General features: G+C 36.7%; 15 protein-coding genes. 12 read left to right on the forward strand and 3 right to left on the reverse strand.

Features of this window, described 5'->3' with window-relative positions:
- The first annotated feature begins 103 nt into the window (after window positions 1-103).
- A complete protein-coding gene (locus DM800_RS14990) occupies window positions 104-469 on the forward strand; it encodes a YoqO family protein (protein ID WP_087985064.1) in 366 nt (121 codons plus the stop codon).
- A 15-nt stretch (window positions 470-484) separates the two neighbouring features.
- Complete coding sequence (locus tag DM800_RS14995; RefSeq protein ID WP_147787114.1) at window positions 485-853, forward strand: YoqO family protein; 369 nt, start codon at window positions 485-487, stop codon at window positions 851-853.
- A gap of 32 nt (window positions 854-885) precedes the next feature.
- Here DM800_RS14995 and DM800_RS15000 read toward each other — a convergent pair whose 3' ends face one another.
- The 3 genes from DM800_RS15000 to DM800_RS15010 form a co-directional block, all read right to left on the reverse strand.
- A complete protein-coding gene (locus tag DM800_RS15000; protein ID WP_147787115.1) occupies window positions 886-1,410 on the reverse strand; it encodes a DinB family protein in 525 nt (174 codons plus the stop codon).
- An 82-nt stretch (window positions 1,411-1,492) separates the two neighbouring features.
- Complete coding sequence (locus DM800_RS15005; RefSeq protein WP_147787116.1) at window positions 1,493-2,563, reverse strand: M24 family metallopeptidase; 1,071 nt, start codon at window positions 2,561-2,563, stop codon at window positions 1,493-1,495.
- 307 nt (window positions 2,564-2,870) lie between these two features.
- Window positions 2,871-4,580, reverse strand: coding sequence for an Rqc2 family fibronectin-binding protein (locus tag DM800_RS15010; protein WP_147787117.1), 1,710 nt, complete (start codon window positions 4,578-4,580; stop codon window positions 2,871-2,873).
- 105 nt (window positions 4,581-4,685) lie between these two features.
- On the opposite strand from DM800_RS15010, the gene DM800_RS15015 reads away from it, so the two are divergent.
- The 10 genes from DM800_RS15015 (at window position 4,686) to rsmB (ending at window position 16,122) form a co-directional block, all read left to right on the forward strand.
- Entirely contained in the window at window positions 4,686-7,409 is a 2,724-nt protein-coding gene (locus tag DM800_RS15015) for a calcium-translocating P-type ATPase, SERCA-type (protein ID WP_147787118.1), read from the forward strand.
- Window positions 7,410-7,508: 99 nt separating this feature from the next.
- Window positions 7,509-8,384, forward strand: coding sequence for a YicC/YloC family endoribonuclease (locus DM800_RS15020; protein ID WP_000563111.1), 876 nt, complete (start codon window positions 7,509-7,511; stop codon window positions 8,382-8,384).
- 67 nt (window positions 8,385-8,451) lie between these two features.
- On the forward strand, window positions 8,452-8,715 hold the full coding sequence (remA, locus tag DM800_RS15025; protein WP_001251456.1) for an extracellular matrix/biofilm regulator RemA: 264 nt from the start codon (window positions 8,452-8,454) through the stop codon (window positions 8,713-8,715).
- A 13-nt stretch (window positions 8,716-8,728) separates the two neighbouring features.
- Window positions 8,729-9,346 (forward strand): guanylate kinase, encoded by a 618-nt coding sequence (gene gmk, locus DM800_RS15030; protein WP_001257740.1) that lies wholly within the window; start codon window positions 8,729-8,731, stop codon window positions 9,344-9,346.
- Between the two features lie 2 nt (window positions 9,347-9,348).
- Window positions 9,349-9,561 carry a DNA-directed RNA polymerase subunit omega gene (gene rpoZ, locus DM800_RS15035; protein WP_000933965.1) on the forward strand — a complete coding sequence of 71 codons (213 nt, stop codon included), beginning with the start codon at window positions 9,349-9,351 and terminating at the stop codon, window positions 9,559-9,561.
- A 172-nt stretch (window positions 9,562-9,733) separates the two neighbouring features.
- Window positions 9,734-10,939 carry a bifunctional phosphopantothenoylcysteine decarboxylase/phosphopantothenate--cysteine ligase CoaBC gene (coaBC, locus tag DM800_RS15040; RefSeq protein WP_088064294.1) on the forward strand — a complete coding sequence of 402 codons (1,206 nt, stop codon included), beginning with the start codon at window positions 9,734-9,736 and terminating at the stop codon, window positions 10,937-10,939.
- Complete coding sequence (gene priA, locus DM800_RS15045) at window positions 10,936-13,341, forward strand: primosomal protein N' (protein ID WP_088064293.1); 2,406 nt, start codon at window positions 10,936-10,938, stop codon at window positions 13,339-13,341. Before coaBC ends, priA begins: the two co-directional genes overlap by 4 nt.
- A gap of 11 nt (window positions 13,342-13,352) precedes the next feature.
- Complete coding sequence (gene def / locus DM800_RS15050) at window positions 13,353-13,823, forward strand: peptide deformylase (RefSeq protein WP_000279468.1); 471 nt, start codon at window positions 13,353-13,355, stop codon at window positions 13,821-13,823.
- A 23-nt stretch (window positions 13,824-13,846) separates the two neighbouring features.
- Entirely contained in the window at window positions 13,847-14,791 is a 945-nt protein-coding gene (gene fmt, locus DM800_RS15055; RefSeq protein WP_000598793.1) for a methionyl-tRNA formyltransferase, read from the forward strand.
- Window positions 14,788-16,122 carry a 16S rRNA (cytosine(967)-C(5))-methyltransferase RsmB gene (gene rsmB, locus DM800_RS15060; protein WP_001249653.1) on the forward strand — a complete coding sequence of 445 codons (1,335 nt, stop codon included), beginning with the start codon at window positions 14,788-14,790 and terminating at the stop codon, window positions 16,120-16,122. Before fmt ends, rsmB begins: the two co-directional genes overlap by 4 nt.
- Window position 16,123: the final 1 nt, after the last annotated feature.

Consider the following 16,123-nt stretch of genomic DNA (forward strand, 5'->3'; position numbering starts at 1 on the left):
TAGGAAAAAGAAAAAAAGTGAAATTTCATGTACTGTAATGGTAAGAAGTAGAAATGGAGGTTACAATACAATTAATCCTAAAAATGGAATTTAAGGAGGGTTTATGCGCAAAAAAATTGGGTTTTGGGGATTCATCCTTTCTTGTAGTCTATTAATCATTTTGAATCTGTTTACAAGTAATGAATGGATCAGTATTATACCTGTTTTCGGGTTTGTATTTATACTTTTATATAACTGGGATGATATGAAACAATATAGTAAGAAAAGTATCGGATGTATGATAGGCATTATTGTTATTTGTTCATTTGTCGCAGGGATTATTTTAATAGAGGGGCAGAAGCAAATGGAGAAAATGTCTATTTTTCAAGAATGGATGTCTTCTGCAAAAGGTCTTTATCTTGTAATTGTCGTTGTTGTTTTTCTAAGAATTGTTATAAGCGTAGTAAGTTACATATTAAAGGAGAAGTAGAATGGGGGAGTACGAATGAGAGAGAAAATAGGTTATTATGGTGTGCTCGTTTGTTTACTATTATCAGTTATTTCAGGGCAATTTCTTAAAGGTGAATGGGTACCAATTATATTATGTATAGGAGTATTGATATTTGCTCCTATGTATCGCTGGGATGAATGGAAAGCATATAGCCGAAAAAAGAAAATTGTTTTCAGTATCGAGTTTGTCATTATAATTAGCACGATTCCTTTTTTGTTATTGAAAGGAAATGAGATAATAGATGGAATTGTAATGTTTCAAGGGTGGTTATTTATTGCGAAATTGCTATATTTAATATGTATTTTAATGTCGATAGCGGTAGTCGCTAAAAAAGTAAACGAAAAGTTATTCGTTAATGAATAAAAGAAAGTGCCACCTTATCTGGTGGCACTTTCTTACTTTACTGAATGTGTTTTTTGCATCTTTTTAATTAAACGAATTTGTCCGCGATGATTGATTTCATCTTCAAAAACGTGAAACCATTTAAAGTAGTTGTTTGCTGGTTTGTCATACCAAAAGTCTGTCGTTTTAAATAGCCATTCATCAGGTAACGCTTGAAAAGTCTCGATCGTTTTGAAACGTACTTTTTGTAATGTGTTTATGTAAAATTCTATAGAGTTTCCCTTTATTTTCTCGCGTCCAAGAGATCCTAACTCAATAGCAGGTAACCAACGTTCTAATTCAGCTTCCGTTGGTTCACGGTCTTCAAAAGTATGAATCTGGTAGTAACATTCAATAGCGGCCATATGGTACAAAAGCATACCAATTGAGTTTGCTTCCTCATCATATAAATAATCAAGTTCTTCAATTGTTAAACCTTCCACTGCTTGCATTGTTGTATAGCGAGCGTAATTCATCATGGAAACAAGTTTGGAAAATTCAGCTTGCAAACCATCTATTTTATCAATTACAAAATTCAATTTAAATTCCCCCTCTTTAAACGATGACTCCAGAGAAAGAATTCTATGTGCAGAGAAAAACTCCTTTTAAAAGGTTATGATTTTAACAAGGTATGACAATTAGTTCCCGATTTGATTTTGTAATAACTTCATATCCGTCTTTTGTAATGACAATATCATCTTCAATTCTACAACCGCCCCAGTTTGGTATGTAAATACCAGGTTCAACTGTAACAACCATACCTTCTTCTAAAATAGCCTTACTTTCTTGAGATAGGCGAAGAGGTTCATGTATTTCTAACCCAAGCCCATGACCGGTAGAGTGTCCAAAATATTGACCATATCCATGTTCTGTAATGTAATCTCTCGTTATATCATCGATACTTTTCGCAGTTTCTCCAGGCTTAATTGCTTCAGTCCCACGTTTTAAAGCTTCTAGGACAACACTGTATATTTTTTTGAATTCTTCTGACGGTTCCCCGATTGCTACAGTGCGAGTTATATCGGAACAATATCCATCGTAAAGTGCACCGAAATCTAATGTAACGACGTCGCCTCGTTTGATTATTTTATTTGATGCAACTCCATGAGGAAGAGAAGAACGAACGCCAGAAGCTACAATGATTTGAAATGAAGAGGATGTAGCCCCTTTTTTTCGCATGAAAAATTCTAACTCATCTCGTACATCATTTTCACTTATTCCTGGTTTTAGAAACGTAAGGATGTGATGAAATGCTTCGTCCGCGATATTAGCTGCGATTTTCATTGTTTCTATTTCAGGCGTGTCTTTAATGATACGAATATTTTCGATGATTTCGCACACTTGAACCATTTCTACATGTACGTATTTTTGTAAGTTTTTATATTGTTGCAATGTCATGTTGTTTTCTTCAATTCCGAGTTTTTGAATGTTTAATTTCGATACTTGATTTGCAATTTCTTTTTCTAAATTTCCTTTATGCATAATAATTTCAGCATCTTTTATTTGTGATTTTGCTTGATCTACATAGCGAAAATCAGTTATAAAAACAGCCTTATCCGCAGAGAGTAAGACGACGCCAGCGCTACCTGTAAAGCCAGTTGCATATTGGCGGTTTTCTTTTTTTGTAATCAGTAATCCGTCAATTTCATAGTTTTGTAGTTGATTTTGGATTTTATTAATTTTTAAAGTCATGTTAATTCCCCCTATTCACAGTATTGAATAAAGCAAATAGTGTGCCAAAATATATATTTGAAGAAAAGATAGTAGGAACAACATATATTTTAGGGGAGATAAAAAATAGCAGGGGGATGAAAAAATATTGATTGGAGTTGCACTTTATTTACATGCTGTAAAAATTTTTATACAACTGTGAAATGACACTGTCAATTTTTTTGACAATATTGAAGGGGAGAAAGATGTTTTGAGTTATTGAATGGATATAGGAACTAAATTGAAAAAATATAAAAAATGCGTTGCTTATAAGCAACGCATTTTTTATTTACGCTTTTAATTTCATTACAGTATCAGCATCAGGTGTTACATATACGGTTTGCTGATTGTCGTACGTAACAAAACCAAGTTTTGCACCACTCGGTTTTTTGACATGGCGTATTTTGGTGAAATCTACAGGAACAGAACTAGAATCTTTTGCTTTACTGAAATAGGCAGCGATTTTAGCAGCTTCTAACACGGTTTCTTCGGTAGGTTCAAGAGAACGAATGACAACATGAGACCCAGGGATATCTTTCGTATGTAACCAAATTTCATCACGACGGGCAAACTTCGTTGTTAAATAATCATTTTGCTTGTTGTTTTTACCGACGAAAATTTCTGTTCCGTCACTAGCTAAATATTTGTCTAATACCGGTTTAGTTGGTTTCTTCTTAGCATTTTTTGCTTTACGATTGCGCATATAACCTTCTTCAGCTAATTCCTCGCGAATTTCTTCAATATCTTTTGAAGAAGCAGCTTCCATTTGTTGAAGTAAGCTATCAAAATAAATAATTTCTTCATTTGTTTTTTTGATTTGTTCTTCTACAACAACAACTGAATTTTTCGCTTTTTGGTACTTTTGGAAATAGCGTTGCGCATTGTTAGATGGTGTTTTTAAAGGATCTAATGTAATTTTTACAGTTCCGCCATTTTCGTCGTAATAGTTAACGACTTCAATATCTTTATCACCTTTTTTCAAAGCGTACATATTGGCTGTAAGTAGTTCTCCGAATAGTTGATATTTATCTGCTTTTCCGGCATCTTGTAATGTTTTTTCTAGTTTAATGAGTTTCTTCTCATTTTTATTTTTTTCGTTTTGCATAAAGCGCTCTAAATCATAAGCTTGTTGTTTTACACGGTCGCGCTCTGCTTTTCCGAAAAAGAAACGGTCTAGCAATTCACTAACAGATGAGAATGTCTTGTCTTCTCCTTGCAAGTGTGCAAGAGGGAAAAGATAAAAGAATTCTTTCCCATTTGAAGTAGTCATTGTTGGTGAATATGTATGAGTTAGTAATGGTTTTTGTATGGAGAAAAATGCGTCCGCTAATGCTTTTTCATTTACCATACCTGCTTTTTTCACTACTTCTTTTGCGAATAACGGCGAAATTCCCGTGAAGGTGCCGACAAGCTGTTTATCCATATTTCCAGATAGAAAGTCTAGCGGTCTAATAAATTCATCATTTGTTTCAATCTGGAGTGGGTTAATTTTATGTTGTGCTGGTGGTGCAATGTACTCCGCTCCAGCATATACAGTTCGATGTCTGTTTACCGCTAAAGAAACGTGTTTTAAGCTATCTAAAATATTGTTTGTTTTTGTGTCTACTAAAATGATGTTACTATGTCGTCCCATTATTTCAATTACTAATGTTTTTAGCGATTCGTCACCAATTTCATTTCTGCTACGAACGGTAATTTGAATAATGCGCTCTAAATCAATTTGTTCAATTTTTTCAATGAACCCACCTTCTAAATGCTTACGAAGAAGCATACAAAACATTGGCGGAAGTGCAGGTGAATCGTAATTTTGATTTGTTAAGTGTAAACGTGCATATGTCGGATGAGCGGAAAGAATTAGTTTTTGATTTTTTCCGTTTGCTCGAATATGTAATAAAATCTCGTATTTTGAAGGTTGATATATTTTGGAAATTCTTCCTGTGTAAAGAGAATTTGCAATTTCATGTGTAATTGCTCTTGTAAATAATCCATCGAATGCCATAAATGAACACTCCTTTCTAACTAAAAGTTAATTATAGCATTTTTTTGGACGAGGCTGAATAAGCTTTCAATAGAGTATGTCTGGAATCAGGAGGTCGATAGCGGGATGAACTGGTATGGAATGCGCGCACACGAAGTGGAAGAAAGAACGAATACGAATGTGAAGGTTGGGCTTACAGAGAAGGAAGCAGAAGGGCGAATAAAAAAATTTGGTACAAATGAATTAGATGAAGCCAAAAGGCCTTCTGCACTGATGGTATTTTTGGCGCAGTTTAAAGATTTTATGGTACTTGTTTTATTTGGTGCAACAATAGTTTCAGCTTTTTTAGGTGAATACATTGATTCTATTGCGATTGTTGCGATTGTTATTATCAATGGTATTCTTGGCTTTTTTCAAGAAAGAAAGGCTGAAAAGTCACTGGAAGCTTTAAAAGAGCTAGCCGCCCCGCAAGTTACTGTAATGCGGAATGGAAATTGGGTAAAAGCACCGTCTAAAGCACTTGTTTTAGGTGATATCATTAAATTTTCTAGTGGTGATCGTATTGGGGCGGATGTACGTCTTGTTGAGGCATCAAGTTTATATATCGAAGAATCAGCTTTGACAGGAGAGTCAGTACCGGTGCAGAAGAAGGTAGAAGCTCTGCAGGGGCAAGATGTTTCAATTGGTGATCAAAAAAATATGGCTTTTATGGGTACGATGATTACACGAGGAGCTGGAACAGGGGTCGTTGTAGCAACTGGTATGAATACAGCGATGGGCCAAATTGCAAATATGTTACAAAATGCAGAGCAAATGGAAACACCACTGCAAAGAAGATTAGAGCAACTCGGGAAAATATTAATTATTGTGGCTCTTATTTTGACAGCGCTTGTCGTATTAGCCGGTGTGTATCAAGGGAATGAAGTGTATCATATGTTTTTAGCAGGCGTGTCGCTAGCTGTTGCTGCTATTCCTGAAGGATTACCAGCAATTGTTACAGTAGCTTTATCGCTTGGTGTACAGCGTATGATTAAAAAGAGAGCAATTGTAAGGAAGTTACCAGCGGTAGAAACGTTAGGATGCGCTTCTGTTATATGCTCTGATAAAACAGGAACAATGACGCAAAACAAAATGATGGTAACACATATGTGGTCAGGTGGGGAATTATGGAAAGTTACGGGTCAAGGATATGAACCTAATGGCTCTTTTTTGAAAGGTGAAAAAGAATGCGATCCAGCTAAAACAAAAGCACTGTATCAACTACTAACATTTGGTTCACTTTGTAATAACGCAAATATTATTCAAAAGAAAAAGGCGTATGTATTAGATGGAGATCCAACTGAGGGAGCACTTGTAGCTGCAGCAATGAAAGCGGGGATAATGCGTGAGGCACTGAAAGGGAAATTTGAAATTATTCGTGAATTTCCATTCGATTCAACTCGAAAAATGATGAGTGTTATTGTGCGAGATAGAGAGGGGAAAAAGTTTCTTGTTACGAAGGGAGCACCAGATGTCCTCCTGCAAATGAGTCAAACGATTTTATGGGGGGATAAGCAACAACCGTTAAGTGAGTTGTATAGAAAAGAAGTACAGGCGGCTATTCATAGTTTAGGTAGTCAAGCGCTCCGAACAATTGCAGTTGCATTTAAGCCATTAAAAGTAACAGATTCTATTGAACATGAAAGAGACGTTGAAAAAGATTTTATGTTGGTCGGGATACAGGGAATGATTGATCCGCCAAGACCAGAGGTAGAACAGGCTGTAAAAGAGTGCAGAGAAGCTGGTATTCGAACAGTGATGATTACAGGAGATCATAAAGTGACAGCAATGGCAATTGCGGAACAATTAGGGGTTTTACCACCTGGTGGACGTGTTGTTGAAGGAGTAGAACTCGCGAATATGGATGTAGAGGAACTAGAAAGTGTTGTAGAAGATACGTATGTATTTGCTCGAGTATCACCTGAACATAAATTGAAGATTGTTAAGGCGTTGCAAAATAAAGGGCATATAGTAGCGATGACAGGTGATGGAGTAAACGATGCTCCGGCTATAAAAACAGCGGATATTGGGATAGCGATGGGAATTACAGGGACAGACGTTGCGAAAGAAGCTTCTTCTCTTGTTTTGCTAGATGATAATTTTGCTACGATTAAATCAGCAATTAAAGAAGGTAGAAATATATACGAGAATATACGTAAGTTTATTCGTTATTTATTAGCATCGAACGTAGGAGAAATTTTAGTCATGTTATTTGCAATGTTACTTGCATTACCGCTGCCGATGGTTCCCATTCAAATTTTATGGGTGAACTTAGTGACTGACGGATTACCGGCGATGGCATTAGGATTGGATAAGGCGGAAGGAGACGTTATGAAGAGAACGCCGCGTCATCCGAAAGAAGGGGTATTTGCTAGAGGGCTTGCCTGGAAAATTATAAGCCGTGGCTTTCTAATTGGAGCAGTGACGTTAGTGGCGTTTATTATTGCATATAATCAACATCCAAATGAACTGAAATATGCACAAACTGTGGCGTTTGCGACGTTGGTACTTGCACAACTTATTCATGTATTTGATTGCCGGAGTGAACATTCTATCTTCCACCGTAATCCGTTTGGGAACGTGTATTTAGTAGGAGCGGTTATTATTTCTTTACTGTTAATGTTAGTGGTTATATATTACCCACCGCTACAACCGATCTTTAGTACAATGCCAATACAAGCGAGAGATTGGTTGTTAATTGGAGGTTTGTCATCAATTCCGACCTTCTTGTTAGTAGGTTCTTTATTAACAGGGAAAAAGGGGAAGAAGGAAAAGCCAGTATTATATAAGAAGGGATTAAACTTGAAATAGTCAATGATATGAAAATGTGATATAATTTACAGAAGGTAGTAGAGCCTTGTCTCTATTACCTTTTTCATTGAGTTATTTCATGGCTTGGATGTGATAAAAATGATTTGTAGTATGACAGGATTTGGAAGATCGAAAGTAGAAAATGATACTTTTCAAATTACAGTAGAAATGAAATCGGTGAACCACCGTTTCCTAGAGATGAGTATTCGACTTCCGAAGCAAATGATGATATTTGAAGAAAAAATTCGTAAAATAATTGCAGAACAAGTTCGGCGTGGACGCATTGAAGTGTCTATTAGTATAACGGGTGAAGGGCTTGTTGAAAGAAAATTAAGTGTGAATTGGTCGCTTCTTGAGCAGTACCAATCGATTATGGAAGATATAAAAGGAAAATTTCAATTACAAGATTCTATTACACTTCAGCAATTAATGGAAATGCCAGAAGTAACAGCGATTGAAGAAGTAGAAAATGTAAATGAACAATTTGAGAACGGTTTATATGAGGCTGTTCGCCAAGCTGCTCATATGTTAAAAACGATGAGAGATGGCGAAGGAGAACGATTACATAAAGATATAGCGTATCGTTTACAAGAGATTCACAATTGTGTAAATGCAATTATTCCGCATGTACCGATTGTTACACAAAAATATCGTGAACGATTAGAAAATCGCTTAAAAGAATTACATAATCAAGATCTAGATGAACAAAGATTGTTAACAGAAGTCGCAATCTTTGCAGAGCGTTGTGATATTCACGAAGAGTTAGTTCGTTTGCAAAGTCATTTAGAGCAATTTCGTGAAACACTGCAGATTGAAGAGCCTGTTGGAAGGAAAATGGATTTCATCGTGCAAGAGATGCATAGAGAAATTAATACGATTGGTTCTAAGGCAAATGACTTAACAATTTCAAAATATGTTGTAGAAATGAAAAATAACCTTGAAAAAATTCGTGAACAAGTACAAAATATTGAGTAGCTTTCAAAAAATATATAAAGTTATACGTGGTGGAGAAATCGGATAGACTTACTAGGAGGCGCAAACTATGGCCATGCGGTTTTTAAATATTGGATACGGAAATATTGTATCTGCTCATCGAATTATTGCTATTGTAAGTCCGGAGTCAGCTCCTATTAAACGAACAGTACAGGAAGCACGCGAACATAATGCTTTGCTTGATGCTACGTATGGGAGAAAAACAAGGGCGGTTATTGTTATGGATGATGGGCATGTGGTATTAAGTCCAATTCAGCCAGAGACGATTGCACATCGTTTGAATAATAAAGAAGATTTAAGTGAGGAAGGGTAGGTTTTACATATTTATGAGAAGTAGAAGAGGATTGCTCATCGTTCTTTCAGGACCTTCTGGGGTTGGTAAAGGAACGGTTCGAAAAGAGCTGTTTAGTCATGAGGATACACGTTTTCAGTACTCCATTTCAGTAACGACACGTAAGCCACGTGAAGGTGAAGTAGATGGTGTGGATTATTTCTTTAAAGAGAGAGAAGAATTTGAGGAAATGATTCGTAATGAAAAATTACTTGAGTGGGCTGAGTTTGTAGGTAATTATTACGGAACACCGATTGACTATGTTGAAAAAACATTACAAGAAGGAAAAGATGTATTCTTAGAAATTGAAGTGCAAGGAGCAATTCAAGTTAAGAAAGCTTTCCCAGAAGGTGTATTTATTTTCTTAGCACCTCCAAGTTTATCTGAACTAAAGAACCGTATTGTCGGCCGTGGTACAGAAACTGAAGATGTTATTGAAAATCGTTTAACGGTAGCGAAAGAAGAAATCGAAATGATGGACGCTTACGACTATGTTGTAGAAAACGATCAAGTTGAATTAGCTTGTGAAAGAATTAAAGCAATTGTGGTTGGTGAACATTGCCGCCGCGAAAGAGTAGCAAAATATTATAAAGAAATGACGGAGGGTCTATAATTATGTTAAATCCATCAATTGATTCATTATTAACAAAAATCGATTCTAAATATACACTTGTAACAGTAGCTGCAAAACGTGCGCGTGAAATGCAACTTGCTGATAACTGTGTTATCGAGCAACCTGTTTCTCATAAATGTGTAGGTAAATCATTAGAAGAAATCGATGCAGAAGTATTAAAATATGTACCAAGCGAAGGCAAAATCATCGATTAAGACATTCTTTTCGACAAATTAAAACATAGACTTTATAATTTTCTATGTAACGGTAACAACCTATTTACAAGTAGGTTGTTATTTTTTTACGATAGGGAAGAAATATTGGTACTGATGAGCTGGGAATTCTGTTTCAGTATTATAAGTTTGAAAAAGAAAGAGGACGAGCCATATGCTAAAAGGGAAAAAGATACTTCTATGTGTAACAGGAGGCATTGCGGTCTTTAAAGCGGCTGCGTTAACTAGTAAATTGACACAAGCTGGTGCTATTGTAAAAGTAATGATGAGTGGGTCGGCAATGAAGTTTGTTACGCCTCTTACATTTCAAGCACTTTCTCGCCATGATGTATATACAGATACATTCGATGAGAAAGACTCGGCTGTTATTGCACATATCGATTTAGCAGATTGGGCAGATGTAGTACTTGTTGCACCTGCTACTGCCAATTGTATTGGGAAGTTAGCTGGTGGTATTGCAGACGATATGATTACAACTACTTTGTTAGCTACTACAGCCCCAGTGTGGATTGCACCTGCTATGAATGTGCATATGTATGAAAACAAAATTGTACAAAAAAATATGATGACGTTGAAAACGTTAGGATATACATTTATTGAGCCTGGAGAAGGTTTTTTAGCGTGTGGTTATGTTGCGAAGGGAAGACTAGAAGAACCGGAAGCAATTATTGCACGGTTAGAAGAGGCTTTTTCCGAACAAAAACCGTTGCAAGGAAAAAAAATATTAATAACTGCTGGCCCAACTCGTGAAAAGATTGATCCAGTGCGTTTTATGACCAATTTTTCTTCTGGGAAAATGGGATATGCAATTGCGGAAGTGGCAGCGAACTTAGGTGCTGATGTCATACTTGTTTCGGGACCGACAGCATTAAACCCACCATTACATGTAAATACGGTACAAGTGGAATCTGCACAAGATATGTTAGAAGTAGTTCTGCAACAGTATCAAAACGTAGATGTTGTCATTAAAACAGCAGCAGTTGCAGATTATCGCCCGAAATATGTTCATGATAATAAAATGAAAAAGAAAAATGGAGATGCTGTAATCGAACTCGAGAGAACAGTAGATATTTTAAAAACGTTAGGTGAGATGAAGGATCAACAGTTACTTATCGGTTTTGCGGCTGAAACGACAAAGGTAGAAGAATACGCAACAAAAAAATTACGTGAGAAAAATGCGAATATGATTGTTGCGAACGATGTAAAGGCACAAGGAGCTGGATTTGGTACAGATACAAACATTGTAACAATGTATAGAAAAGATGGAGAAGTTATCGAGTTACCACTTTTAACGAAGAAAGAGGTTGCTCGTGAAATATTAAAGCAAATTGAAATGATGTTAGAAGATGATCGTCTATGAAATTTGCAAGTGTAATTGTTGATGTACCTGCACGTCAGACAGATCGACCATTTGATTATATTATCCCTAAAAAGTGGGAAGATATTGTCCAGACAGGCATGCGTGTAGTAGTTCCATTTGGCCCAAGGAAATTGCAAGGCTTTATTATTGGGATCAAAGATTCGGCTGAAGTAGAAAGTAAGAAGCTAAAGACAATCCATGAAATATTAGATGTAACACCAGTTTTAAACGAGGAATTATTAAAGCTTGGATATTGGCTTACAAGCGAAACGTTATGTTATATGATTTCAGCCTTTCAAGTCATGCTTCCAACGGCGATAAAAGCTACGTATAAAAAGCGTCTACAACTTCGTAAACAAGAAGTAGTAGCACCTGAACTACTGTTTTTATTTCAGGACAAAGAAGCGATAGATTGGGAAGCTATTGAGACGCAGCCGCATCTATACCGCACGATTCAACAAGAAATTAAAAATGGCACGATTGAAGTTGTTTATCAGGTAAAAGATAAAGTGCAAAAGAAGAAACAAAGAGTCGTTCAACCGGAGTTGTCAGAAGATAAATTGGAATTAGCAGCATTTGAACTGAAAAGTAAAAAACAACAAGATGTACTCTATTATTTTGTGGAAAATTATAAAAGTGTGCCGTTGAAAGTGATAACAGAAGAGTTGCAAATAACAGACGCTCCGATTAAAGCACTTGTTAAAAAGGGGCTAATTTCAGAAAAGTATGTGGAAGTGTACCGAAATCCGTATGACGATGATGATTTTGAACAAACGAAACCATTCCCACTTACGGAGGAACAAAAGCAAGTTATTGCACCGATTTTATCATCAATTACAAATGAAACTTACAATCCATTTTTACTATATGGTGTTACAGGAAGCGGAAAAACAGAAGTATATTTACAATCTATAGCAGCGGTGCTCGCGAAAGGGAAAGAAGCTATTGTACTTGTTCCTGAAATTGCACTAACGCCTCAAATGGTAGATCGTTTTAAAGGCAGATTTGGCTCGCAAGTTGCGGTTCTTCATAGTGCGCTGTCTGTTGGAGAAAAATATGATGAATGGCGTAAGATTTTAAGAAAAGAAGTGAAAGTTGTAGTTGGTGCACGTTCAGCTGTATTTGCTCCTTTTGAAAATTTAGGGATTATTATTATTGATGAGGAGCATGAATCGAGCTATAAGCAAGAAGATAATCCGAGGTATCATGCAAGGGATGTAGCTGTCTGGAGGGGGCAATATCATAAATGTCCTATCGTTCTTGGTAGTGCAACACCGACACTTGAATCGTTTGCAAGAGCGAAAAAAGGTGTGTATGAATTACTAACGATGGAAAAACGTATGAATAAACAAGCGTTACCAACAGTAGAGATTGTTGATATGCGTGAGGAACTTCGTGACGGGAATCGTTCCATGTTTTCGAAGGCATTGCATGAAAAAATAGCAGATCGATTAGAAAAGAAAGAACAGATGGTGCTCTTTTTAAATAGAAGAGGTCATTCTACATTTGTTATGTGCCGTGATTGTGGGTATGTTGTACAATGTCCGCATTGTGATATCTCGCTGACATATCATAAAATGAACCATCGTTTAAAATGTCATTACTGCAGTCACGAAGAGAATATGCCGACTGCGTGTCCTGCTTGTCAAAGTACATATATTCGTTTCTTTGGTACAGGTACACAAAAGGTAGAAGAAGAAATTACAAAACTATTTCCAGAGGCACGAGTTATTCGAATGGATGTAGATACGACAAGTCGCAAAGGAATGCATGAAAAATTATTAAAGGCGTTCGGGGAAGAAAAAGCAGATATACTACTTGGAACACAAATGATTGCGAAAGGATTAGATTTTCCTAAAGTAACGCTTGTCGGGGTTTTAACTGCAGATACGATGCTTCACTTGCCTGATTTTCGAGCGAGTGAAAAGACGTATCAGTTATTGACGCAAGTAAGTGGAAGAGCAGGCAGACATGAATTGCCAGGGGAAGTTATAATTCAAACGTATACGCCAGAACATTATAGTATAGAGTTAGCAAAGAACCAACAATATGATGTGTTTTTTGACCAAGAAATGCAAATGAGACGAACAAGACAATATCCACCTTATTACTATGTTGTACTTGTAACAGTATCTCATCCAGAATTATTAAAGGCAGTGCAAGTGACGGAAAAAATTGTCGGTCATTTACGGGCGCACTGCACAGAGCAAACGATGGTGTTAGGACCGGTTGCTTCAGCAATTCCAAGGATAAAAGATAGATATCGTTATCAATGCATGATAAAATACAAACGGGAACCAAACTTAAAGAACGTGCTCAAAATGGTAAATGAACATTATCAGGCAGAAATGCAAAAAGAGCTACAAATCTCAATTGATTTTAATCCAACAATGTTAATGTAGCGGAGGGAAATATGGCAGTTTTAGAAATAGTAAAGCATCCAAATGAAGTGTTAGAAACACCATGCGAAAGAGTAATTAACTTTGATAAAAAGTTAGTGAAATTGTTGAAAGATATGCATGAAACAATGTTAATTGCGGACGGAGTCGGTTTAGCTGCGCCTCAAGTAGGTGTAAGCTTGCAAGTTGCGGTAGTTGATATCGGTGATGATACGGGGAAAATCGAGTTAATCAATCCATCGATACTAGAAAAACGTGGTGAACAAGTAGGTCCCGAAGGCTGTCTAAGCTTCCCGGGACTTTATGGTGAAGTGGAACGTGCGGATTATATTAAAGTACGTGCTCAAAATCGCCGAGGTAAAGTATTTTTACTAGAAGCAGAAGGATTTTTAGCACGTGCAATTCAACATGAAATCGATCATTTACACGGTGTGTTATTTACATCGAAAGTGACAAGATATTATGAGGAAAACGAATTAGAATAGGTATTAAAAGGAGCGGTTTTTGAATGATAAAAGTAGTATTTATGGGAACACCGGACTTTTCAGTGCCGGTGCTTCGTCGTCTTATCGAAGATGGCTATGATGTAATAGGTGTTGTGACGCAGCCTGATCGTCCGGTAGGTAGAAAAAAAGTATTAACACCTACGCCTGTTAAAGTTGAAGCAGAAAAACATGGTATTCCGGTGTTACAACCGTTAAGAATTCGTGAAAAAGACGAATATGAACAAGTCTTGGCATTAGAGCCTGATTTAATTGTAACAGCTGCTTTCGGTCAGATTGTACCAAATGAAATTTTAGAAGCACCGAAGTATGGATGTATTAACGTCCACGCGTCTTTACTACCTGAACTTCGTGGTGGTGCACCAATCCATTATGCAATTATGGAAGGTAAAGAAAAAACGGGTATTACAATTATGTATATGGTAGAGAAATTGGATGCTGGTGATATCTTAACACAAGTAGAAGTCGAGATTGAAGAGCGTGAAACGACAGGCTCTTTATTCGATAAGTTAAGTGAAGCAGGGGCACACCTTCTATCTAAAACAGTACCTTTATTAATTCAAGGTAAGTTAGAACCAATTAAACAAAACGAAGAAGAAGTAACGTTTGCATATAATATAAAACGTGAGCAAGAGAAAATTGATTGGACAAAAACAGGTGAAGAAGTATACAATCACATTCGCGGATTGAATCCATGGCCAGTCGCTTATACGACTTTGGCAGGACAAGTTATTAAAGTATGGTGGGGAGAGAAGGTCTCTATTACAGAGAAAGCTGAACCAGGTACAATAGTAGCTCTTGAAGAAGATGGATTTGTTGTTGCAACAGGGAATGAGACAGGTGTTAAAATCACTGAATTGCAACCTTCTGGTAAAAAACGTATGAGTTGTTCGCAATTTTTACGTGGCACAAAACCTGAAATTGGAACGAAGTTAGGAGAAAATGCATGAGACAAAATGTTCGTGAGTTAGCTCTTGATGGCTTAATTCAAGTAGAAAAAAGTGGTGCATACAGTAACTTACTTTTAAATAATCTAATTGAAAAAAATGCAATTGATAGAAAAGATATTGGTTTGTTAACTGAAATTGTATATGGAACGATTCAACGTCGTGACACATTAGATTATTATTTACAGCCTTTTTTAAAAAAGAAGGTTGAGGCGTGGGTAAGAGTATTACTTCGCTTATCTTTATATCAAATGATTTATTTAGACCGAGTGCCAGAAAGAGCGGCTATTCATGAAGCAGTTGAAATTGCAAAGCGTCGCGGGCATAAAGGGATTGCTGGTATGGTAAACGGGGTATTACGTTCGATTCAGAGAGAAGGGGTACCTTCTGTAGATGAAATCAAGGATCCAATAGAACGTTTGGCAATTGCAACAAGTCATCCAATGTGGCTTGTGCAAGACTGGGCTTCTGAATATGGTTTAGAGACAGCAGAGAAAATGTGTGAAGTGAACATGTTACCCCCGGTACCAACAGCGCGTGTAAATGTTGATAAAATAACAGTAGAAGAAGCAATAGAGTTGTTGGCTGGTGAAGGTATAGAAGCGAAGCGCGGCGATTTATCAGAGGATGCAATTCAAATTGAAAGAGGGAATGTAGCGCATACAGATGCGTTCAAAAAAGGTTTTCTTTCTATTCAAGATGAAAGTTCTATGCTTGTAGCACGCGCTTTAGAACCGAATGAGGGAGATGAAGTTCTTGATAGTTGTGCTGCTCCGGGCGGAAAGACAACGCACATTGCAGAGCGATTAAAAGGAACAGGTCAAGTTATGTCTCTTGATTTACATGCACACAAAGTACGTTTAATTAAACAACAAGCGGAGAGACTTGGTCTAGAAAATGTCGAAACAAAAGCACTAGATGCTAGAAAAGTGCAAGAACACTTTGCGAATGAAACATTTGATAAAATATTAGTAGATGCACCATGTTCTGGATTTGGTGTGATTAGACGTAAACCTGATATTAAGTTAGGTAAAAATAAAGGCGATAGTGAAAGATTATCGACGATTCAACTTGCAATACTAGAAAAAATAGCACCGTTATTAAAACAAGGTGGTCGCCTTGTTTATAGTACGTGCACAATAGAAAAAATAGAAAATGAACAAGTAATAAAGCAATTTTTACAAGAGCATCCTGAATTTGAATGGGATACTACGATAAAAGATCGCATGCCAGAAAAGTTAAATCCGTATATTGATGAAGGTCAAGTGCGAATTTTACCGCATTATTTTGCAACAGATGGCTTTTATATTGCTTGTTTAAGGAAGAAGGTGTAGC

Source organism: Bacillus sp. AY18-3 (assembly GCF_008042305.1).
GTDB lineage: Bacteria > Bacillota > Bacilli > Bacillales > Bacillaceae_G > Bacillus_A > Bacillus_A wiedmannii.